This is a genomic window from Cyanothece sp. BG0011, from assembly GCF_003013815.1.
Lineage (GTDB): Bacteria > Cyanobacteriota > Cyanobacteriia > Cyanobacteriales > Microcystaceae > Crocosphaera.
This window is the reverse complement of sequence record NZ_PRLH01000001.1, coordinates 92,345-115,418: the sequence shown is the minus strand read 5'-3', so window position 1 is coordinate 115,418 and position 23,074 is coordinate 92,345. Positions and strand designations below refer to the sequence as shown.

Annotated in this window: 20 protein-coding genes and 1 pseudogene; 6 read left to right on the top strand and 15 right to left on the bottom strand. The window is 37.0% G+C overall.

The features are described from left to right. Positions 1 to 4,345: glutamate synthase large subunit (gltB, locus tag C4E06_RS00515; protein WP_107666291.1), on the bottom strand; the 4,345-nt coding region annotated here is incomplete at its 3' end. A 327-nt stretch (positions 4,346 to 4,672) separates the two neighbouring features. Here gltB and C4E06_RS00510 point away from each other — a divergent pair. Further along, positions 4,673 to 4,954, top strand: a complete 282-nt coding sequence (locus C4E06_RS00510) for a type II toxin-antitoxin system RelE/ParE family toxin (protein WP_107666287.1) — start codon at positions 4,673 to 4,675, stop codon at positions 4,952 to 4,954. A gap of 9 nt (positions 4,955 to 4,963) precedes the next feature. Continuing rightward, positions 4,964 to 5,263 carry a HigA family addiction module antitoxin gene (locus C4E06_RS00505; protein ID WP_107666286.1) on the top strand — a complete coding sequence of 100 codons (300 nt, stop codon included), beginning with the start codon at positions 4,964 to 4,966 and terminating at the stop codon, positions 5,261 to 5,263. Between the two features lie 54 nt (positions 5,264 to 5,317). Here the strand turns inward: C4E06_RS00505 and C4E06_RS00500 are convergent, their stop codons facing one another. From C4E06_RS00500 to C4E06_RS00480, 5 genes are read right to left on the bottom strand one after another with little or no spacing between them, the layout of a single operon-like run. After that, positions 5,318 to 5,989: a hypothetical protein gene (locus tag C4E06_RS00500; protein ID WP_107666285.1), complete on the bottom strand. Its 672-nt coding sequence runs from the start codon at positions 5,987 to 5,989 to the stop codon at positions 5,318 to 5,320. A 47-nt stretch (positions 5,990 to 6,036) separates the two neighbouring features. Continuing rightward, positions 6,037 to 6,612, bottom strand: coding sequence for a Uma2 family endonuclease (locus C4E06_RS00495; RefSeq protein ID WP_107666284.1), 576 nt, complete (start codon positions 6,610 to 6,612; stop codon positions 6,037 to 6,039). Between the two features lie 37 nt (positions 6,613 to 6,649). Continuing rightward, entirely contained in the window at positions 6,650 to 7,225 is a 576-nt protein-coding gene (locus C4E06_RS00490; protein ID WP_107666283.1) for a Uma2 family endonuclease, read from the bottom strand. Between the two features lie 37 nt (positions 7,226 to 7,262). Then, entirely contained in the window at positions 7,263 to 7,838 is a 576-nt protein-coding gene (locus tag C4E06_RS00485) for a Uma2 family endonuclease (RefSeq protein ID WP_107666282.1), read from the bottom strand. A 37-nt stretch (positions 7,839 to 7,875) separates the two neighbouring features. Beyond that, entirely contained in the window at positions 7,876 to 8,451 is a 576-nt protein-coding gene (locus C4E06_RS00480; protein WP_107666281.1) for a Uma2 family endonuclease, read from the bottom strand. A gap of 107 nt (positions 8,452 to 8,558) precedes the next feature. On the opposite strand from C4E06_RS00480, the gene C4E06_RS28540 reads away from it, so the two are divergent. Beyond that, positions 8,559 to 8,657, top strand: coding sequence for a DUF29 domain-containing protein (locus C4E06_RS28540; protein ID WP_232826109.1), 99 nt, complete (start codon positions 8,559 to 8,561; stop codon positions 8,655 to 8,657). A 242-nt stretch (positions 8,658 to 8,899) separates the two neighbouring features. Here the strand turns inward: C4E06_RS28540 and cysS are convergent, their stop codons facing one another. Next, the gene (cysS, locus tag C4E06_RS00475; RefSeq protein ID WP_107666280.1) at positions 8,900 to 10,348 is read right to left on the bottom strand and encodes a cysteine--tRNA ligase; all 1,449 of its coding nucleotides are present in this window, start codon (positions 10,346 to 10,348) and stop codon (positions 8,900 to 8,902) included. Positions 10,349 to 10,702: 354 nt separating this feature from the next. Here cysS and C4E06_RS00470 point away from each other — a divergent pair, with 354 nt between their 5' ends. Further along, complete coding sequence (locus tag C4E06_RS00470) at positions 10,703 to 11,272, top strand: PEP-CTERM sorting domain-containing protein (RefSeq protein WP_107666279.1); 570 nt, start codon at positions 10,703 to 10,705, stop codon at positions 11,270 to 11,272. A 121-nt stretch (positions 11,273 to 11,393) separates the two neighbouring features. Here the strand turns inward: C4E06_RS00470 and C4E06_RS00465 are convergent, their stop codons facing one another. The 6 genes from C4E06_RS00465 to def all read right to left on the bottom strand — a co-directional run bounded on the left by C4E06_RS00465 (position 11,394) and on the right by def (position 16,233). Continuing rightward, positions 11,394 to 11,756, bottom strand: coding sequence for a DUF5615 family PIN-like protein (locus tag C4E06_RS00465; RefSeq protein ID WP_107666278.1), 363 nt, complete (start codon positions 11,754 to 11,756; stop codon positions 11,394 to 11,396). 2 nt (positions 11,757 to 11,758) lie between these two features. Further along, entirely contained in the window at positions 11,759 to 12,046 is a 288-nt protein-coding gene (locus tag C4E06_RS00460) for a DUF433 domain-containing protein (RefSeq protein ID WP_107666277.1), read from the bottom strand. Further along, on the bottom strand, positions 12,043 to 13,164 hold the full coding sequence (gene wecB / locus C4E06_RS00455) for a non-hydrolyzing UDP-N-acetylglucosamine 2-epimerase (protein ID WP_107666276.1): 1,122 nt from the start codon (positions 13,162 to 13,164) through the stop codon (positions 12,043 to 12,045). The genes C4E06_RS00460 and wecB overlap by 4 nt, the downstream gene beginning before the upstream one ends. A 208-nt stretch (positions 13,165 to 13,372) precedes the next feature. Beyond that, positions 13,373 to 14,953 (bottom strand): hypothetical protein, encoded by a 1,581-nt coding sequence (locus C4E06_RS00450; protein WP_157951095.1) that lies wholly within the window; start codon positions 14,951 to 14,953, stop codon positions 13,373 to 13,375. A gap of 326 nt (positions 14,954 to 15,279) precedes the next feature. Then, complete coding sequence (locus C4E06_RS00445) at positions 15,280 to 15,609, bottom strand: glutamyl-tRNA amidotransferase (protein WP_107666274.1); 330 nt, start codon at positions 15,607 to 15,609, stop codon at positions 15,280 to 15,282. 108 nt (positions 15,610 to 15,717) lie between these two features. Next, positions 15,718 to 16,233, bottom strand: coding sequence for a peptide deformylase (gene def / locus C4E06_RS00440; protein ID WP_107666273.1), 516 nt, complete (start codon positions 16,231 to 16,233; stop codon positions 15,718 to 15,720). Between the two features lie 242 nt (positions 16,234 to 16,475). Here def and dnaA point away from each other — a divergent pair, with 242 nt between their 5' ends. Continuing rightward, positions 16,476 to 17,846: a chromosomal replication initiator protein DnaA gene (dnaA, locus tag C4E06_RS00435; protein ID WP_107666272.1), complete on the top strand. Its 1,371-nt coding sequence runs from the start codon at positions 16,476 to 16,478 to the stop codon at positions 17,844 to 17,846. A 274-nt stretch (positions 17,847 to 18,120) separates the two neighbouring features. Continuing rightward, positions 18,121 to 19,531: pseudogene (locus tag C4E06_RS00430) on the top strand (amidase). A gap of 34 nt (positions 19,532 to 19,565) precedes the next feature. Here C4E06_RS00430 and C4E06_RS00425 read toward each other — a convergent pair. Both C4E06_RS00425 and C4E06_RS00420 read right to left on the bottom strand, forming a co-directional pair. Next, positions 19,566 to 22,208: a DNA polymerase III subunit alpha gene (locus C4E06_RS00425; RefSeq protein WP_107666271.1), complete on the bottom strand. Its 2,643-nt coding sequence runs from the start codon at positions 22,206 to 22,208 to the stop codon at positions 19,566 to 19,568. A 179-nt stretch (positions 22,209 to 22,387) separates the two neighbouring features. Continuing rightward, entirely contained in the window at positions 22,388 to 22,834 is a 447-nt protein-coding gene (locus tag C4E06_RS00420) for a hypothetical protein (RefSeq protein ID WP_107666270.1), read from the bottom strand. Between the last annotated feature and the right edge of the window lie 240 nt (positions 22,835 to 23,074).

The window sequence follows — 23,074 nt, the reverse complement described above, 5'->3', positions numbered from 1 at the left end:
CACCACCGGTCATGTATTCACAACAGTGATCGCCGGCCCCTTCAATAACCGCTTGACCCATGGAGTTACGCACCCCAAACCGTTCACCGGCGCGGCCATTGGCGTATAAAACACCGCCAGTTGACCCATAAAGGCAGGTATTACCGACAATAACGTTATCTGCGGCTGCATAGTTGGCATCTTTGGGGGGAACGATAACCACTTCCCCTCCGTGCATTCCTTTGCAGACATAGTCGTTAGCTTCCCCTTCTAGGTGCATAATCATACCAGGAAGGTTAAACGCGGCAAAGCTTTGACCAGCAGCCCCTGTAAAGTTAAATTTTAACTCCCCAGAAAAGCCCGTATTACCGTATTTTTTGGCTAATGTTCCCGAAATACGCGCCCCAACGGTGCGATCGGTGTTGACAATTTTCACATTTTTTGCTATGGTTCCATGGGTATTAATGGCAGAACTCACCGCAGCGTCAGCCAATAACTCATCATCCAAGACAGGCCCATTGCTGTGTACGTCTTCATGGTTTAACCAACTGCGATCGCTTTTCACGTCAGGAAGGTTCAACAGACAGTCTAGGTTAATGGAGTTAGTCTTCGTTAAATTGGCGTTTTTCCGCATTGTCAGCAGATCAGATCGGCCGATGACCTCATCTAAGGAACGATAGCCTAATTTTGCTAAAATTGAGCGAACTTCCTCAGCAATAAAATAGAAGAAGTTGACCACATTTTCAGGAACCCCGGTGAATCGTTTCCGTAACTTTTCTTGTTGGGTTGCCACACCCACCGGACAGTTATTGGTATGACAGATCCGCGCCATAATGCAACCTTCAGCGATCATGGCAATGGAACCAAAACCGTATTGTTCGGCACCCATTAAAGCGGCCATGATGACATCCCAGCCGGTTTTTAAGCCACCATCAGCCCGTAAAATAACGCGATCGCGGAGTTTATTCTGCATCAACATCCGATGCACTTCCGTCACACCCAGTTCCCAAGGACATCCGGCGTGTTTAATGGAACTTAAGGGGGATGCACCTGTACCACCGTCATGACCAGAGATTTGAATCACATCGGCGTTCGCTTTCGCTACACCAGCAGCAATGGTTCCGATGCCGATCTCAGCCACTAATTTAACCGATACCTTAGCACTGGGGTTAATTTGATGCAAGTCAAAGATTAACTGGGCTAAGTCTTCAATGGAATAGATGTCATGGTGAGGAGGAGGTGAAATAAGGGTCACACCGGGTTTAGAACGGCGTAACATGGCAATATAGGGACTCACTTTCTTACCGGGTAACTGTCCCCCTTCTCCTGGTTTTGCCCCTTGGGCCATTTTGATCTCTAACTGTTGACCATTCATCAAATATTCGGGGGTTACGCCAAACCGGCCCGAAGCGATCTGTTTAATGGCAGAACTGGCGGTGTCTCCGTTCCGTAAGCCTTTAAGATGGGGAAAGGTAGGAGAGTTACCGTTTTCATCTACATCAGAGAGAGTAATAAAACGGGTGGGATCTTCTCCTCCTTCTCCAGAGTTGGACTTGCCTCCTAAACGGTTCATGGCGATCGCCAGGGTTTCGTGGGCCTCCCGTGATAGGGCCCCCAAAGACATTCCGCCGGTACAGAAACGGGTCACAATGGCTTCGACGGGTTCCACTTCTTCAACAGGGATAGAAGGTTGATCCCCTTTAAACTCTAATAAGTCCCGTAACGCAGTAATGGGTCGTTCTTCGAGGTATTTTTGATAGAGTTCGTAGTGATCATAAGCCTCTGCATTCGCTCCATTTTCGCCAATTTTATAGGCTTTCACTGCTTTGTGCAGAGATTTAGCCATTTCTGGGGAGTTCATGTGATATTCTCCCCCTGGACGGTAGTTAATAAAGCCGAAGTTTTTCAGTTTCTTATCGGTTAAACTGGGGAAGGCACGACTATGAACAGCGATAATTTCTTGAGCGAGTTCTGCGATATTTAAGCCACCAACACGACTGGTTGTCCCTTTAAAGGCCATATCTACTAATTCCATACCGAGGCCAATGGCTTCAAAAATTTGGGCCCCGTGATAGGATGCTAAGAGGGATATGCCCATTTTAGAGAGAATTTTTAATAACCCGGCTTCCACTGCGTGACGATAGTTGCCTAATGCCTCTTCGAGGGTAATGGCCTCTAGTTTGCCGTTGGCCATTAATTTTTGGGTTTTGGTATCATTCCACCATTGACGGATGGTTTCGAGGGTAAGGTAAGGACAGACTGCCGAGGCCCCATAACCCACTAAACAAGCAAAATGATGGGTACTCCAACATTGGGCTGTATCCACCACTAGAGAGGTTTCTAGACGTAACCCTTGGTTAATTAAATGATGGTGTACAGTTCCCACTGCCAGGAGGGGAGGGATATAACTGTTGGTTTCGTTGATATTGTTGGGCGAACGGCCGTTCGCCCCTACGCGATCGCTTAAAATAAGGATTTTTGACCCATTTTTCACTGCGGTGGTTGCTTCATTACACAGACGTTCTAAAGCGGCTTTTAACCCTTCTGGCCCTGTTTTAATATCGAACAGAGTGGATAACTCGGTGGTATTAAAATCAGCGTTTTTGATTTGTTCTAGTTCCGTTTCGTTAAGAACGGGGCTTTCTACTTTCAGTAGTTTAGCGTCTTCTGGCTGGGGATCGAGTAAGTTTCCTTTTGATCCGAGTAACATCTCCAACGACATGACCAAACTTTCCCGTAGAGGATCGATGGGAGGGTTAGTTACTTGGGCAAACCGTTGTTTAAAGTAGTCGTAGAGTAGGTGAGGTTTGTCTGATAATACCGCTAAAGGAATATCATCCCCCATACAGAAGGTGGGTTCTTTCCCTTGGGTTGCCATGGGAACCACGATCATTTCTACGTCTTCTGCGGTGTAACCGAAAGCAGTTTGTTGTTGTAGCAGTTGGCCTGAGTCGCTTAATAATACCTGATCGGAAAATTCTTGGGGGGTGATGTTTTGACGATAACTTTGTAACCATTCCCCATAAGGCTGAGTTTTGGCAATACGTTGCTTAACCTCCCAGTTTTTTAACACTTCTTGGGTGGTTAAGTCGACGGCAATGGTTTGTCCGGGGCCAAGTCTCCCTTTTTCTACAATATCGCTTTCAGGGAGGTCTACCACTCCTGCTTCTGAACCGACTACCACATAGTCATCTTTAGTTATACAATATCTGGCTGGCCGTAATCCGTTGCGGTCTAAACAGGCCCCTACCATCTTACCATCGCTAAAGGCTAATAAAGCAGGACCATCCCAAGGTTCTTGGAAGCCACTATAATAATCGTAAAAATCCGTAATTTCGGGATAATCTTTGAGATCCGGCTGATTTTTGTAAGCTTCGGGTACTAGGATCATGGCCGCTTCTAAGGGACTGCGACCGGTTCTTACTAATAATTCTAAGGCACTATCTAAGTTATAGGAGTCACTGTTGGCCGTATTAACAATGGGGGTTAATGCGTCGAGATCCGCTGCTGTCCAACCGGGTACTTTTAATTTAACTTCCCTAGTAGCCATGGAGTTAATATTACCGATCAGGGTGTTAATTTCTCCATTATGACCCAATAAGCGCATGGGTTGAGCTAGGGGCCATTTTGGCATGGTGTTGGTACTAAACCGGCGATGATACACCGCAAAGCGACTAATATAATTCGGATCGTTTAAATCTTGATAAAATTCTCCTAAGACGGCACTGCGTACCATTCCTTTATAAACGATGGTACGACAACTAAAGGAACAAATATAAAAATCGTCTGCTAAGCGTTTACCGATCTGCGATCGCACCACATACAACACCCGATCCAACTCATCCCCTGATAACCCGTCGGGAGATGTGACCATTATTTGTTCAATATGAGGCTGGTTTTCTTTTGCTTGAACCCCCAATACGTTAGGGTTAACCGGAACTTCACGCCATCCTAATACGGTTAACTTGGCTGCTGTAACTGCATTCTCAACCTGCGATCGCTCTTCTTGTCGCTTACTGCTATCTTGAGGTAAAAAGACCATCCCTACCCCTAACTGTTCCACAGGTGGCATGGTTAAGCCTTTTTCGGCAAACCAGGGGGATAATAACTCACGGGGGATAGCTGTCATGATCCCCGATCCATCTCCTGAGTCGTTATCGGCGCTACAACCGCCCCGATGTTCCATACAGCTTAACGCGGTTAGGGTCTGTTGGATCAGTTTATGGCTGCCGTTTCCTTTTACATCTGCAATAAATCCTACCCCACAAGCGTCTCTTTCTTCTACTAGGGAAGGTATTCCCATATAAGTTGCATTGGGTTGGTTATGGGTCTTTTGGGTCATATTCATTATGGTACGCTCATCCATACAAGTCAAAATTTAAGGGTTACGGAGTTGCTTAAGAGAGGTTTAGTCATGATGCCACTAAACCGCAGCTTAAGGAATGGTTAAGGTATTGATTCGGTTAGAAGGTCTTTGTTTAACCTGTGTCTATGGGGGACAAGTTTTGTGCTGTTGGGTGAATCAACGGGCCTCTATTTCCCATGCTATCGAATCTGAGAGTATTTGATCTATGGTGTTTATTAAGACAATTTATACTACGGATTTTTAATCTTAACGGATTTTTCGGGATGTTCTTAGATTTGCCCTAATTTTTTTAAGATTTCTTTAAGGTTTTAATATGATGATATTGTTATGATTCAAAGTTTTCGTTGTCAACAGACAGAAAAGTTATTTCTTAGGCAAGTTTCGTCTAAGTTTCCTGCCAATATTTTAAGAACAGCACAAAGAAAATTAGCTATATTAGATGCAGCAGAATCATTAGATGATTTACGCATTCCCCCTGGAAACCGATTAGAAAAATTAAAAGGAGATAGAGAAGGACAATATAGTATTCGTATTAATAAGCAATACCGATTATGTTTTTATTGGGATCAAGGTAATGCTTTTGATGTAGAAATTATTGATTATCATTAGGAGTAACTTATGGAATCTTTTAACTTACAACCTGTTCATCCTGGAGAAATTTTATTAGAGGAATTTCTCGAACCAATGTCAATTAATTCATCAAAATTAGCTGAAGATATTAATGTTTCTTTAGCTACTATTAATGAGATAATTGAAGGTCAACAGTCTATTAATGCAGAAATTGCTTTACGACTATCTAAATATTTTGGATTATCAGAAAGGTTTTGGTTGAATTTACAAGTAAAATATGATCTTGAAGTTACAAAAGATAGATTAAAAAATTGCCTAGAAACTGAAGTAAAATCAATCAAAATGTAGGAGATTAATGGTGTTAAACCTAAACCATTTACTATTCAAAATGAAAACATTGATTTATGGTATGACACTAATTTTTACTAAAAGTATTCCAGAGTTATCAGTTTTATCTCTATCATTCATTGTTAAGAATAAAATACCATCTACAGGTGATGTATATCTCGTTTTTTGACCAACTGCAAAAAATTCATCCAGTTTAGGATTTTCTAAACTGGAAATTTTGCCTATTAAACTTCCTAAATTTGCATCAATTTCAGGGGCAGGACATTCTAACGTTTTACATTTTAAATGCTCGTATCCTTCCCCCATATTTTCAGAAAATTGATGCCATAATTCATCAAGATTAGGCGTAGATACAAACGCTTTATCGATATCTGGATACTTTTTAAGGTTTACTTCTTTTCGACCTAATGTCCAGTTTCCACCTTTAACACTAATTATTACTGTGTTTCCTTTTTTTATATTAACACCCGTTGGTTGCCAATCTTTGGTTGAATCTACTGGAATAAAAGGTACTTGAGAACCAGAAACCGTAGATTGATTTGTTAATCTATTTCCTAAACCTACACCTAAACCTAAAATAAATATAGCTACTGCTATGGATAAATACAAGAATACTTTATTTCTTCCTGTATAATAAAATCCGATAAATCCTAATACAAAGCTAACAATAACCCCTATTCCTGTCCAAGCTGGATCTCGGAGAAAATCAAGTACCGCATTAACCATAGTAATATTCAGATCATGACATCCCAAACTAACCTATTATAATATTATTACCAGATTAATTCTAAATCTAATACAAAACTAGGTAACACATTTTCACCTGATAATGTTGTCGAATTATCTAATATTTCTACTTTTTTACCTTGTCGATAAACTTCCACTTGTTTAGTTTTTGGATTAATTAACCAGCCTAACCTTGTGCCATTTTCTATATACTCTTTCATTTTATTTTGTAATGTCTTTAAACTATCAGTCGGAGAACGTAATTCTATGACAAAATCAGGACACAATGGTAAGAATTTTTGACGTTGTTGAGGAGTTAAATTATTCCATTTTTCTAGAGGTATCCAAGACGCATCAGGGGATCGATCTGCACCATTTGGTAACTTAAACCCTCCAGAAGAATCAAAAGCAATTCCTGTTTTATCTTGATCTGTCCATATTCCTAATTGTTGTATAATTTTTAGATTTCTGTTACTTGTTTCTCCTCCAGTGGGTGACATAATTACCATATCTCCATTACTATTTCTTTCAAAGCGTAAATCACGATTATCTTGACACAGTTGAAAAAATTGCTCGTCTGTAAGTTGTAAAGAATTGCAGTTTATTTCTAGAGGATTAACCATAATTTATTGACCTCAATATCATAGTTATAATTTAATGTTACCAAATTTTTTCTAAATCCAGCACAAAATAAGGTAACACATCCTCCCCTGATAATGTGGTGGGATTATCTAATATTTCTACTTGTTTACCTTGTCGATAAACTTCCACTTGTTTAGCTTTTGGATTAATTAACCATCCTAATTTTGTGCCATTTTCTAGATACTCTTTCATTTTATTTTGTAACGTCTTTAAACTATCAGTCGGAGAACGTAATTCAATAACAAAATCAGGACATAAAGGTAAAAACTTTTGACGCTGTTGAGGGGTTAAATTATTCCACTTTTCTAAAGGTATCCAAGACGCATCAGGGGATCGATCTGCACCATTTGGTAGCTTAAACCCTCCGGAAGAATCAAAAGTAACACCTGATTTATTTTGAAGATTCCAGGCGTAAAGTTGATAGTTTATTGAACTATTTCGATTACTTGTTTCTCCTCCAGTGGGTGGCATAATTAATATATCTCCATTACTATTTCTTTCAAACCTTAAATCCCGATTATCCTGACACAATTGAAAAAATTGCTCATCTGTAAGTTGTAAAGAATTGCAGTTTATTTCTAGAGGATTAACCATAATTTATTGACCTCAATATCATAGTTATAATTTAATGTTACCAAATTTTTTCTAAATCCAGCACAAAATAAGGTAACACATCCTCCCCTGATAATGTGGTGGGATTATCTAATATTTCTACTTGTTTACCTTGTCGATAAACTTCCACTTGTTTAGCTTTTGGATTAATTAACCATCCTAATTTTGTGCCATTTTCTAGATACTCTTTCATTTTATTTTGTAGCGTTTTTAAACTATCACTAGGAGAACGTAATTCTATGACAAAATCTGGACATAATGGTAAAAACTTTTGACGCTGTTGAGAAGTTAAATTATCCCATTTTTCTATAGGTATCCAAGAGGCATCAGGGGATCGATCTGCACCATTTGGTAACTTAAACCCTCCAGAAGAATCGAATGTAACACCTAGTTTATTCTTACGATTCCATGCGTATAGTTGATAGATTATATCACTATTTTTATTACTTGTTTCTCCTCCAGTGGGTGGCATAATTAATATATCTCCATTGCTATTTCTTTCAAAGCGTAAATCACGATTATCTTGACACAGTTGAAAAAATTGCTCATCTGTTAGCTTTAAAGAATCACAGTTTACTTGTATAGAATCAACCATAGTTTATTCCTCTTAGTTATCAATTCATAATTTAATTTTACCAAATAGTTTCTAAATCTAACAAAAAATTAGGTAACACATCTTCCCATGATAATGTTGTGGGATTATCTAATATTTCTACTTCTTTCTCTTGTCGATAAACTTCTATTTTTTTATCCTTTGGATTAATTAACCATCCTAACTTTGTGCCATTTTCTAGATATTCTTTCATCTTATTTTGTAACGTCTTCAAAATATCAGTCGGAGAACGTAATTCTATAACAAAATCAGGGCATAATGGTAAGAACTTTTGACGTTGTTCCGATGTTAAATCTTCCCATTTTTCTAGAGGTATCCAAGACGCATCAGGGGATCTATCGGCCTTATTTGGTAGCTTAAAACCCGTCGATGAATCAAAAGTAACACCTAATTTATTTTGAAGATTCCAGGCGTAAAGTTGATAAGTTATTGAACTATTTCGATTACCTGTTTCTCCTCCAGTGGGTGGCATAATTACTATATCTCCATTACTATTTCTTTCAAAACGTAAATCACGATTATCTTGACAGAGTTGAAAAAATTGCTCATCTGTTAACTTTAAAGAATTGCAGTTGATTTCTATAGAATTCACCATAGTTTTTTCTCTCAATTATCTAAGCCTAATTTACTTTATTTTAGCTCAAACACATTAAATAGGAATCTTTCCACCTAAAAAATGTTATAATATGAAATACCTTTGTTGTGGTTAGGCAATTAATTATGAGTGCCAATCTTTACGAAAGCGATTTTAATTTATGGTTAGAAGAAACCATTAATAACTTAAAAAATGAGGATAGTTAGACAATTTAGGTATGAATTTATAAATCAGATTCTACAAACGATATTAATATATTGAGTACCATGTATAGTAGGGTGGGCAAAGTTTAACGGATAAATTGTTAATTTAAAGTCTATACATTTTGCCCACCTTACTGATGATGGTGGGCAATAATTTAAGGTTTTTATTAACAAGAATTAAGTGATCCCATTTGCCCACCCTACTATTCTTGACGAATAACGTTATCCGTCAAAGTAAGTGAGTGTTATCCGCGATGCCAAGTTGTAACACCGCCAGGTTGATCCACTAAAATAACACCTTGTTCTTTCAATTGATCTCGAATGCGATCGCTTTCGGCAAAGTTCTTATTTTTCCTTGCTTCTTTTCGTTGTTCAATTAACAATTCGATGTCTGTATCATCTAACCCGTCAGTCTTTTCAGGTTTCAGTTGATTGATGTCTGCTTCTAACCCTAAAACAGTAGCTAAGGTTCTTAATGTGTGCCATTGTTTTTCTAATAATTCTGAGTTGCTTTCAGTGGTTCCTTGATGCACCAATAAATTACTTTCTTTGCGTAACTCTTTCGCTATTTCAAATAACACCGCTAACCCACCGGCAAAGTTAAAGTCATCGTCTACCGCCGCTTGAAACCGTTGGACAAACTCAGGTAACAACTCAGACTGATCAGGCTTAAAGCCCAAAGTTTCCCCATGTTGAAAGCCAAATAATAACCCTTCTGATAACGTTTGCCAGCCATTGGTGGCTGCTTGTAAAGCGTCATCGGTAAAATCCACCGGTTTACGATATTGCGCCTGTAAAATAAATAATCTCACAGCCATGGGGTCAATTTTCTCTAATAACTCTCGAATGGTAGTAAAGTTCCCCAAAGATTTCGACATTTTTTCCCCACCTACTTTCACCATGCCATTGTGTAACCAATAACGGGCTAAAGGCTTACCGGTGGCGGCTTCTGACTGGGCGATCTCATTTTCGTGGTGAGGAAAAATCAGATCACTTCCCCCGACATGAATATCAATGGTTTCTCCCAGTCTCTCCCGTACCATAGCAGAACATTCGATATGCCATCCGGGGCGGCCTTTTCCCCAAGGAGAGTCCCAAGCAGGTTCCCCAGGTTTTGCAGATTTCCACACCGCAAAATCTGCCGGATCTTTTTTCTTGCTGGCTTCAGCGTCTTCTACTGCTACTCGACCACTAGCCCCTGCTTGTAAGTCTTCTAATTTACGGCCAGAAAGCTTACCATAGGGTTTAAATTGATGGACATTGTAATAGACATCTCCCTCTGAAGCGTAAGCATATCCTTTAGCTTCCAACTCCGAGACTAAGCGTTGAATACCATTGAGGGTATGGGTAGCGCGAGGGTAAGCGTCTGCTTTTTGTACGCCGAGGCGTTCCATATCTTCAAAATACGCCTCAATAAACCGTTCTGACACCGCTTCCATAGTGGTTTTTTCTTGTCTGGCGCGGTTTAAGATTTTATCGTCAATATCGGTAAAATTCTGAATATAGGTGACATCATAGCCACGCCATTGTAAATAACGCCGTACCACATCCCAAACAATACAAGTTCTCGCATGACCTAAATGACAGTAATCATAGACGGTAATGCCACAGCAATACATCTTGACTGTACCTTCTTCGATGGGGGTAAAGGGTTCTTTTTTGCGAGTTAAGGTGTTGTATACGGTTAGTGTCATAAGTCGGTTATCAGTTATCACTTATCAGTGATCAGTTGTTTCACTTATCGTTTGACTATGTTGGCAATGACATGAGTGACCATGCCTGTCTTAATATTAGTTCTCTTCAAGATTAAGCGATCGCTGAACGTCTTCTGTTTATTGTAATCATATCTTTTTAATCATCATTTTTAGATTGTTTAGATTAAATTCAGTCAATTCATAGGATTAAGAAAAACATATACATCTTGACAAAATCAGGGATTATGGATACATTGGTGAATATTTTTGCTAAAAAGACTCACAATCCTCTTGATTTTAGTCAAAAATTGTTTGTAATCTTCAATACAATCATCAATGTGAGGTATTCCCACAATGAAACTAAAACCCCTAGCTTCTGGTTTAGCTGCATCTGTCGTCGTTTCTGTTGTCGGGTTAGCTGATGCTGCTAATGCTGCTACTTTCAACTTCTCTTTCAGTAACGTAGAAGGTAATACGACTGGTACTGTAGAAGGTACGCTTGAATTACCTGATGGTGATTTTTCGGGTCAAGCTGCAACTTCTGTTATAGTTACTTCAGCACCTGCTGCTTTGGGATATACTACCCCCTTTGATATAATCCCTTCTGTTGTAACTCCTGTGGCTAATTCCTTTACTGTTGTCGGTGGGGAAATAGATGTCGCTGCCAGTCAACTTGCCCTAGTATTCAATGTGGGTACTCTTAGTACATCTGTATTTTCATTAAGTTTTCCTGGTTTCGGCAGTCTTCTAGGAGTAAATGGAAATCCTGCTACAGACGGTAATAATGGCGTAGTAGATGTAAATGACACAACCCTTGTCTTTTCTAATGCTGATGCAGTTTCTACCCCTGAACCGACTTCTACCCTTATGTTAGTGGGTGTCGGACTTTTCGGCATGGCGACTAAGTTAAAGAAAAAAGCTTAATTTGATTACTTTGTATGGGGATAATTGATTAATGTTAATTATCCCTACTTATCTCAAAATAAAACAGCGAATAAAAAATCCCTCTTTCTCAAGTTTTAGGGATTTTTTTATTTAATCAAGTTTATGCTCTCCAAGCACTCAAAAATTCTATTTGATTTTTCATATTTTCTGCTGATAAGGTAGCAATAATTCTTAAAAGACGACGCATTTGTTCTCCAATTGAATAATTTTGAGTTCCTAAAATAATTCCAGCATGAGATTGTTTTGTTTCGAGTAAATTAGTATGAATTTTGTAAAAATCTCTAACATTAAAACTATAAATAACACGCTCATTCTCAAATGCCCATTGTAATTGTTCTTCATCACTTTTCGATAACATTTGTGCTTCTCCAGTGGATAAAACATCAATATTACGCAGTCGCAAAGCCAAGATAAGATCATTATCTTGAGCATCTTCATCTAAATAAAGACGAATTTTTGTCATTCCTAAAGTTGATTCTGTTGATAATGTTGTTTAGCTAATTCTTCATAAGCGTTTTGTTCTGCTTCAATGTCCTTATCTATTTCTTCTCGGTTAGCATGATAATAAGTTAATGCTGCATAAATTTGAGTGATGGTTAAGTGATTTAATCTTCTGGCTATTTCTTCGGCATTATTGCCTTGATTATATAAACCAGCAATTCTTCTTACTGATGTTCTCGTTCCTGTAATAACGGGACGATTATTATTAGAATCTATTGTGATTAGTTCACCAATATTAGTAAAAGTTATCAATGTTTTTCTCCTAAATAACCTTGTACAATCTCTAAAATGCGATCGCTTGCTTGACCATCTCCAAAGGGATTAACGGCATTTGCCATCTGTTCATAAGCTATTTTATCACTCAATAATTCACTACTATTACTAACAATAGTTTGATAATCTGTGCCGACTAATTTAGCGGTTCCTGCGTCTACTGCTTCCGGTCTTTCTGTTGTTTCTCGTAACACTAACACAGGTTTACCCAAACTAGGGGCTTCTTCTTGCAAACCGCCAGAATCGGTTAATAATAGATAACAGCGTTGAATGGCCCCGACTAACTCCCCATAGTCCAAAGGTTCCGTTAAAAACACTCTAGGATGGTTGCCTAATGATGCTTGGATGGGTTCTCTAACGGTTGGGTTGCGGTGCATGGGCAGCAAGAGGGCTGTATCGGGAAATTTGTCTAAAATGAGGTGAAACCCTTTTAAGATGTCTTCTAGAGGCTCTCCCCAGTTCTCTCGTCGATGTACGGTAGCTAATAGCACCCTGTATTGATTCCAGTCTAACCCTTGAACATAACAGTTCGGTTGTTTGTCTGCAACGGTTAACAACGCATCAATGACGGTATTTCCGGTTAAATGGATATCTCCTGTCACACCGGAACGGTTCAAGTTTTCCACTGCTAACTGGGTGGGGGCAAAATGTAACTGGGCCAGTTGGGAAATGAGGCGACGGTTAGCTTCTTCTGGGTAGGGGTTATAAAGATTATCGGTTCGTAAACCGGCTTCAACGTGGCCAATGGGAATTTGTTGATAGAATGCTGCTAACGTGGCAGCAAATGCGGTTGTCGTGTCTCCTTGAACAATCACACAATGGGGTTGTATTCTTTTAAAAATGCTTTCTAACCCCTGCAAACTGCGGTAGGTTATGTCGGTTAGGGTTTGTTTTGGCTGCATGATATTCAAGTCTTCATCGGCTGTTATTTCAAACAGTTGCATGACCTGTTCTACCATTTCCCGATGTTGTCCGGTTAAGATAACATGGGTTTCAAATGCCTGTGAATGACGAAATTTTTGAATCACAGGGGCAAGTTTTATGGCTTCGGGACGGGTTCCTAGGGTGATACAAACTTTATAACGGGATGAAGTCATAAGTAGAACAGTTGAAGACTTCATCTATTGTACTAGGTTATGGATTGATGTTATTTGTAATCCAAATTGTTAATTCTGCTTCTGTTATTTCACTATTTGTTACTTTTAACATGATTACTGTTGCATCTGTGGAATTAGCGATTAACATAAATAAACCAATCCATGGCCAAAAAAGCTATTTTTTTGTTTAATTTTCTAAAATTTAAGTTTAGTTAGAATTCAGGGTTTGTCTTTTAAACTTTTCATTGTAACTAGCATTTCCTATTTTTTCTAATATTCTCCAATAATGTTTCACATAAGCGACATTGGGACCCAATCGAGTAGAGATATATAATAAATCAAGATGCTCAGGGGTAGATCTTAATTCTAGAGCTAATTTTTGCCTGTAATCATCTAATTGATTGAATAAATTTTCGGAATTCTTGGTTTGTTGAAGAGTTTTTAATAAGTGATGGATCATCTCTATTTCAATATTATCAATCTCCCATTGATAAATCAAGTCTTGGCATTGTTTAATAAATTCGTCTTTTGTTAGTCCTGAAAAGGATTTTATTTTATCTTCAGTGATATCTAGATGACGAAATATTTCAATTAATTTTATAGTGGGGTTTGCTAGAGCATAGTAGGCTTTAAAACAGGGTCCCCAGTATTCTCTAAAATCAGAAAAATTTCTGATTCCTCCCCGACGAAAATTCTGAATTTCGTTGGTTTCTAAGTAAACATAAAGTATGGCTTGATCTATCCATCCAATTATTCTGGATGCACTAAAATAAGTATTAACTAATAAATCATCTATTGGGGCTGATGCTAAATTTTCTATATTGTCTATTCCTTCATCATGTAATCTTGTTTCATGAAATTGACTAATTCCATCAAGGATATTTAAAGGTAAACTATTTGATTGATATTCGTTTATTTGTAATGCTCTATATGCAATTTGGTTAAACCAACGAATCGCTAAATAGGGAAAATATCCTAGAGAAAAACCTAAAATATATATAATTCCATTTTGGATTTGATAATCACCATTATTACTATTATTACCAAATAAGCTCAATATTAGTGGAGATGCAATAAAACTAAATAATATGCCAGAAATCATGGCTAATGTACAAGCCATATAAACGTAAGGTTTTAAATCAAAAGAAGTGTAACGACGATATATTAACTGAACTGAAAATATATAACCCCCAATAAAACCAGCTTTCATTATAGTTAAGTAATCACGATTATAATCATTAAACAATTCATAGGGTAAATTTTGAATAAATAATAAATTAACTCCTAAATTAGTCACAACAATAGGAATTAAAGATTGTATAATATAATTCCAGTCTGAATTACTTTTTTCTTTGATAATATTAAAATACTCACAATAAGCTTCAATATCCCAATTTTCCGAAGATACATCTGTTTCTTCTATATTTTTTCCATATTTTTGACTATATCTTTGTCTAAATCGTTTAACAATTTTGTTTAAATCTTTTTGTTCTAAATCCCCATCAACTCTGATACTCAATAACCAAAAGTCTTTTGCTAATTTCCGACGACGGGATTCTCCTTGAAATAAGATATAAGCGATTCCGGAAATAGGAAATATACTAGCTAAAATAAAGGTAATAAAACTAATTAGAAATAGATACCAATTATTATTATAATAAAAATTTTTAGGAATACAAAAAGGGAGTGCTAAAGAAACAATAACACCAACAATAATACTTCCTATAAATACTATAATCAATAGTATTTTACATATTACTTTGAGATTAGCTAGAATTCCGTTAATCATCTTTGTATTGAAACAAGGTTGTAGAATGATAATTTTTAATAGAATGCTACTATACTAAATAATTAAGTGACTATATTTTTTACAGATTTTTACAAACTTATGAAGAAATATATCGTTTTTTGAATTCTGAAGGCACATTTAATACCTTTGTTTTATAACCCCTACCTACTTATCTAAGTCTTTTTAAGTTATCAACTAAAACAGGAAGCTTTTACTGCTTCCTGGTCGATAATTTTTAAATCAATAAAGTTTATTTACTATTTAGCTTAGCTTAGTTAAAAATCAAAATGAACTAAGATGAATTATTGCCTTTAACTGCTGTTTTCTTACAGTTCACTGTTATATTGATTACCGAGTTCCATCACTCGACTTGGACAAATATTATACATTTCTATAGCCACTTCATTTCCTATTTGTTTCAGGATATCTTTATTACTCATTTCTTCAAAACTTAAACTTCCTTGATTCATCCATCCCCCCATTTCTTGGATCATTTCTTTTAACATTGATTCTTTAAAAGCTTCTGGTGATTGACTCGGAATTTGACAAATTCTTTGCGCTAATTTATTAATTTGAGGTGAAGTAGGAAAGGCGTTAACAGAAATAGGAACCAAGGCAACGGATAATGACATTAACCCAATAAAATGACGCAACATAAAAAACCTTTGTGTAACATACTTTACTTAATAGCGTAAATTACAGAGTTATAATTGTCATTAGTATGATTACTGATTATTTATGAAAAAAGTTAAGACATTTTTTTACTATTTTTTTGGTTCATTATACAATAAATTTTCAGAATTTTTAACCCTATCAATAAAGAGAATACCGTTAAGATGGTCTAATTCATGTTGAAAGATTCTAGCGACAAAATTCGTAAATTCTTGCTGATGTAGTCTACCATAACGATCTAAATATTCCACTGTAATGGTTTGATATCTGGGGACTAAACCCCTTACACCGGGAACGCTTAAACACCCTTCCCAACCTTTAATTATTTCTTCTGAATGAGAAACTAAACGGGGGTTAATCATCACCGTGGGTTCCATCAATGGTGCATCGGGATAACGGGGGTTAGGATGGGAACAAACGATAAATAAACGGTAAGATTGAGACACTTGAGGTGCAGCAATACCTACCCCTTTTGCATCCATTGCTGTGGTTAATAAGGTGTCAATAAATTGCTGTAACTTTTCATCAGTTATATCGGTAACCCATTGCGCTTGTTGTCTTAAGATAGGATTACCAACTTGAGCGATTTCTAGATTTTGGTTGATCATAGATTTTTATCTATCTCAAAAGTTCTATATCTATTATGACGTTTTGTTTGGATGATTGGGAAACTTCCGAGAACCTGATATAATCTTATTTTTTAGCCTCCCTATTCCCTAACCTTTATTTTTATTATTGCTTTGAATTGCTAATTTATCTAAAACAATTTTGACATCTGAGATGAGAATATTAGTTCTCTCTTGAATTAGATGTCAAAAGCTTCTTCCGTTGTTAAGACCTAATTTTAAGAATGACTATTTCCCCCCAATATGTTTGGAATCAAGTGCTTGATCGTTTAAAATTACGATTAAATCCCACTGCTTATGAAACTTGGATTGCTTCTGCAACGGTAGAAAATTGGCAAGATAATTGTTTAGTGATTCAAGTAGAAAATGCGTTTATTCTTAATCATTTACAAAAAACTTATTATGCTTTAATTGTAGAAGAAGTGGAAACCATTGTCGGTTATCCCATTTCTGTAAAATTAATCACGACTCAAGAACAAAATTTAAGAATTGTTGACAAAAATAAGTATAATCTTTCAGCAGATAAACGACAGGATAAAAAGGAGCAAGAATCACCCAAGCTAAGTCAATTAAACCCTCGTTATAATTTTTCTCGCTTTGTAGTTGGTCCGACAAATAGAATGGCTCATGCTGCATCTTTAGCGGTTGCTGAGTCACCGGGACGGGAGTTTAATCCTTTATTTTTATGTGGTGGAGTTGGATTAGGAAAAACTCATTTAATGCAAGCTATCGCCCATTATCGTCTAGAATTATACCCTAATGCCAATGTTTTTTATGTTTCTACTGAACAATTTACTAATGATTTAATAGCCTCTATTCGTCAAGATAGTATGGAAAATTTTAGAGAACATTATCGCACCGCCGATATTTTATTAGTGGATGATATTCAATTTATTGAAGGAAAAGAATACACTCAAGAAGAGTTTTTTCATACCTTTAATACCTTACATGAAGCAGGAAAACAAGTGGTAATTGCCTCTGATCGTCCTCCCAAAAGAATTCCGAGTTTACAAGATAGATTAGTGTCTCGTTTTTCTATGGGATTAATTGCCGATATTCAAGTCCCAGATTTAGAAACAAGGATGGCAATTTTACAAAAAAAAGCAGAGTATGAAAACATTAGATTACCCCGTGATGTGATTGAATATATCGCCACTAATTATACATCTAATATTAGGGAATTAGAAGGGGCATTAATTCGCGGTGTTACTTATATTTCTATTTCAGGATTATCCATGACAGTGGAAAATATAGCCCCTGTTTTGAATCCACCGATGGAACAAATTCCCGTTTCTCCTGATGTTATTATTAAAATTATTGCTGAGAATTTTAATGTTTCTATAGAGGATTTAAAAGGCAGTTCACGCCGTCGAGAAATTAGCTTAGCTAGACAAATAGGAATGTATTTAATGCGTCAACATACGGATTTAAGTTTACCGAGAATAGGAGAAGAATTCGGCGGAAAAGATCATACAACCGTGTTATATAGTTGTGATAAAATTTCTAAATTACAGAAGAAAGATTGGGATCTCTCTCAACAATTATCGGAGTTAAGCGATCGCATTAATATAGCAAGTCGCAATCAAGAAAAGTAGGGTGGGTTAGACGGCTATAATTTGCATTATAGTGAGTATTTAACAATTCGTCGTAACCCACCATTTTAGTTACTATAAAAGATAAAAGAAGCGATCGCATTCAATTAAATCTCTCCATTATTCAACAAGCCTTAAATAGGTTACAAGAGCATGATCTTATCAAAAAAAATGAAGATTATTATCGTTATATCATTGAATTAATGAGGCGTTGGGTTAGCTTAAATGTACCCAGATAACCTATAATTAAAATTAAAGTTGTAAATATTTTAAAAATATGAATTCGGTTGACTTAGCCTTTACGCCAGCCTTAAAATTAGCCCAATTAATCCGCGATCGCAGCATTTCTCCTTTAGAATTAACCCAACTTTACCTAAACCGAATTGAAACCTATAATCCTCAACTGGGTAGCTTTTTTTTCGTAGCAGCAGAAATGGCCATCCAAGACGCTAAGGAAAAAACAGAACAATTAATTAATACATCCGATCCTAATAATTTGCCTCCTTTTTTTGGCGTTCCCACAGCTATAAAAGACCTCAATGCAGTGGCAAAAATGCCTCTCAGTTATGGTGTGGAGATTCTTAAAGAGAATATTGCCACCTATGACGACGGGGTGACGATGCGTATGAAAGGGGCAGGATTTATCATTTTAGGCAAAACCGCCACCTCTCAACTGGGTTCATTTCCCTTTACAGAACCCCCTGGCTTTCTTCCGGCCCGTAACCCTTGGCATTTAGACTATACTCCAGGGGGGTCCAGTGGAGGGGCAGCGGCGGCAGTAGCAGGGGGTTTATGCCCCATTGCCCAGGGGTCTGATGGTGGGGGGTCTGTTCGCGGTCCGGCTGCTTGTTGTGGCTTGGTGGGCATCAAACCGGCAAAAGGAAGGGTTTCTCATGCCCCAGTGGGGGACTATCAAGGTGGCATTTCGAGTAACGGACCCTTAGCCCGGACGGTGGCCGATGCAGCAGCGTTATTAGATGTTATGTCCGGTTATATGACGGGAGACCCCTATTGGTTACCCTCTCCTGACATCTCTTTTTTAGAAGCAACAAAACAAGTTTCTCCCTCATTAAAAATTGCCTTTTGTGATCATATTCCTCCTTTTACTCAAAGCGAAACCATTATTAAAGAAACCGTCGAAAAAAACGACGAAATTATTAGAGTCTTTGGGTCATTCTTTAGAGATGAAATGCCCGTCAGTTGAGGCATTAATTGAACCGTTTACAATCATTTGGCAGTCTGGAATCGGGGCATCAGGACTAGCCCCATCAGCATTAAGTCCCCTTAATCGTTGGTTTAAAGAACAAGAAATAAGCGCAGGAGACTATTTACAAGCCGTTCATCAGATGCAAATTTTTTCCCGACAATTAGTGGCATTTTTCGATAATTTTGACGTATTACTATTACCTGTCTATTTACATCAACCTATAAAAGTAGGAGAATGGTCTCATTTATCACCCCAGGAAGTCTTAGAGAAAATTAGTCATTGGATAGCCCCTTGCCCTCCGTTTAATGCCAGTGGTTTACCGGTGATAACCTTACCGATGGGCCAAGATGAAAAAGGTTTACCTGTCGGTATTCAATTAATAGGAAAACCTGCTGACGAGTTAACTTTAATTCGTTTGGCGGCCCAGTTAGAAAAAGTGAATGATTTATCCTTGCCTATTCCATCTTCTGTTAATAGTTAAACTAATCTAGACAGTAGCATCGTCTTCGAGACTGTTACAAGCAAGATGCTTGTGTTACTTTCACTTGTTTTAAGTCTAAATTCTTCTCAAAAATCTCATCAATGGGTAACATTTCACCGTCTATTGTCATAAATTTATGGTCTTTGGTAGCCCGAATGGTTTCCCCATCTTCGAGATAATATTCAAAGATTTCTTGTTCGCCTCTATGATGCCATTGGGCGATGGGTTGAGTATAAACAAACCCATTTTTATCAACAGTATAAACCGTACAATTAATGTTTTCTTCGACTATTTTACCAATAGGCATCGGTCCATATTCAACGGTTAAAATTTCTGTATCATAACTCAAACAATATTCAGCAAACTTGATCATCTGCTCAAATAAGTCTTCTGCAATGGCTTGAGGTACGCCATTTTTAGTTGCCCCATCAATAAAAATTTCTCGATGTTTGGTCATTTCTGCAATTTTCTTCTTACCCATTGCGCGACGCAATAAGTCAGCTTCTCCTAAAGAATAGCCGGCTAAATCTTGCGCCATTTTCATAATTTGTTCTTGATAAACTAACACCGCATAGGTTTCTTTTAAAATGGGTTCTAATAGTTTATGTTGATAAATAATCTCCTCTCGTCCATGTTTACGATCAATGAATTTAGGAATTAATCCTGCATCTAATGGACCTGGACGATACAGGGCTAAAATAGAAGAAATATCTTCTATTCCGGATGGCTTTAATTCTTTTACAATCTGTTTCATTCCCGATGATTCTAACTGAAAGATCCCTTCTAAGTCTCCTTTTTCTAATAATTTGTGAGTCTTTTCTATATCAGGGGGTAATTTTTTGGCAGTTCCTTTGGCAATAATTTCTAAGGCTTTTCTCTCATCTAAAGGTAATTGATCTAAGTCTAATTCAAACCCTTGATTTTGTTTAATTAAGTCAGCCGTTCTTTGAATCGTGGTTAAATTCCTTAACCCTAAAAAGTCCATTTTTAATAATCCCAAGGACTCTAAATCTTCCATATAATATTGGGTAATGACTGCCCCATCATTATTCTTTTGTAAAGGAACAACTTGATCTAAAGGTTCAGAAGAAATAACCACACCGGCAGCATGAACCCCAAAGGTTTTGTTAGTACCTTCGATACGAATAGCCATATCAACCCAACGACGAACTAAAGGATCATTTTCATACCTTTCTTTAAATTCTGGGGTTGGAGTTTCGTCAGAAACCATGACTTTTAATTTGGTTGGTTTACCCCTTGAAACTGGGATCATTTTTGTCATTTTATCTGACTCTGCATAGGGAATATCTAACACCCTCGCTACATCTTTTAATACCGCTTTTGATGTCATACGGTTAAACGTAATAATCTGAGCAACATTAGCTTCCCCATACTTTTTAGTGACATATTTAATCATTTCATCCCGTCTTTCGATACAAAAATCTGTATCAACATCAGGCATAGATTTTCTTTCAGGGTTTAGAAATCTCTCAAATAATAGCCCATGATGAACGGGATCAATATTGGTTATTTTTAAACAATAAGCGACCAAAGAACCAGCAGCCGACCCCCTACCCGGCCCAACAGGAATACGGTTGTCTCTGGCATATTTAATATAGTCCCACACCACTAAGAAATAGGTTGAAAAACCCATCTGTTGCAACATTTTTAGTTCATATTCTAACCGTTCTCTATACTCATCAGAAATTTCACTACGAGAACGACACTTTAACCGTTCTAATAATCCTTGCCAAGCAATTTCTTCTACATAACTATCAGGGTTATGTCCAGCAGGGACAGGATAATTAGGTATTCTCGGTTCTCCTAAAATATCTTTATAAGGTTCAACTTTTTCGGCAACTTCTAAAGTATTATTAATCGCTTCTTCGATAACATCATCAGGGAGATGATCACGGAATAATAAGCGCATTTCATCAGCAGACTTTAAATATTCTGTGCCACTATATCTAAGACGCTTCTCATCAGTAATTAATTTACCCGTTTGAATACATAATAATGCGTCGTGTGCCTCGACATCGTAACAAGAAATAAAATGAGAGTCATTGGTTGCCACAATTTTAATATCTAAGTCACGGGCAATTTTAGCAATAGCAACATTAACAATTCTATCCTCAATAGAACCGTGATCTTGAATTTCTAAATAAAAGTCATCTTTAAAGAGTTTTTTGTACCATTTAGCAACGGCTTTTGCTTCTTTGACATCGCCTGCTAAAATTCTTTGGGGTATTTCTCCCCCTAAACAAGCACTGGTAACGATTAACCCTTCATGATATTGTTCTAATAGTTCTTTATTGATACAAGGACGGGCAAAAATCCCTTTTCCTTGCATTCCGTGTAGATGGGAAATGGTGGTTAATTTAACTAAATTTTTATAACCTTGCGTATTTTTTGCTAAGACAACTTGATGATATTTTTTATACTTTTTCTTCTCTTCAATATCCCCATTAATCACATACATTTCGTTACCGATAATGGGTTTTACCCCTTTATTTCGACACACTTTAATCAGTTCGATCGCCCCATACATCACCCCATGATCCGTTAAGGCGATCGCTGGCATTTCTAATTCTACGGCACGATCAATTAACGCATTTAATTGGGATGCACCATCGAGTAAACTATAATCACTGTGTATATGTAAACCAACGAAGGACATAATAGAATATTTTTAGATGAAAATAACAACTTAATAAGGACTTATATTATAGCGTTGACCGATCAATTGTGAATGTTTTAGCCAAACTATATCTTGAAAGTATTACTTATCTTGACGATCGCTCTAATTTTTGAGTAGAGACATTAAATTTAACGCCTCTACATATTCTCCTAAAAAAATCATCCAACTTCTAGTAAAGTCTCTGAGGGTTTTTGACGGTTAGGTTTAGATTTCATCCACTGCCAAGAAACCAGATTTAATAGTAATCCAATAACAAAAAGAATCACCATTAAAAGAATTTGGTACCAAGCAATAGGTGTGACAAATAAATCAGCCGTAATATGACTTAAATTTAACACAGAATAAACAATAGTTAGCCAAAAATGACTAATTCTGAACTGTTTAGACTGGGTAAATAATGTCCCAATCATGGCAAACATAGGAAAAATAAAAAAGAGTAACATTAGCCATAAAATCCAACTAATATCACTGTTATCATGGGAATGAGCTATGGCTTGTCCATGAAAAAGAGGCATTAACCCTAGTTGCGTATGAAAGAGGAGTCCTAACAGAAAAGTTGCCCACAGGGTAATAATTTTAGTTTGATCATTAACTTTGGTATTCATAAGCTTTTCCCTCCTGTTCTCATGTTAAACATTAAATTCGGAGGCGGTTCGCTTTTGTAACAGTTTGATAAATTATGGCTCAAATAAGACTATCAAAGTTGTAATTTGGGGAAGTAGGAAAGAAAAACTCAAGAAATATGCTTTATTTCTTCTTGTACAAGTTCTAAGGGAAGTTTTAATATTTTTGTTATTTTCTCTATAAAAATTGGTTAAATTCCTGTTTAATATTATGTCTTTCTC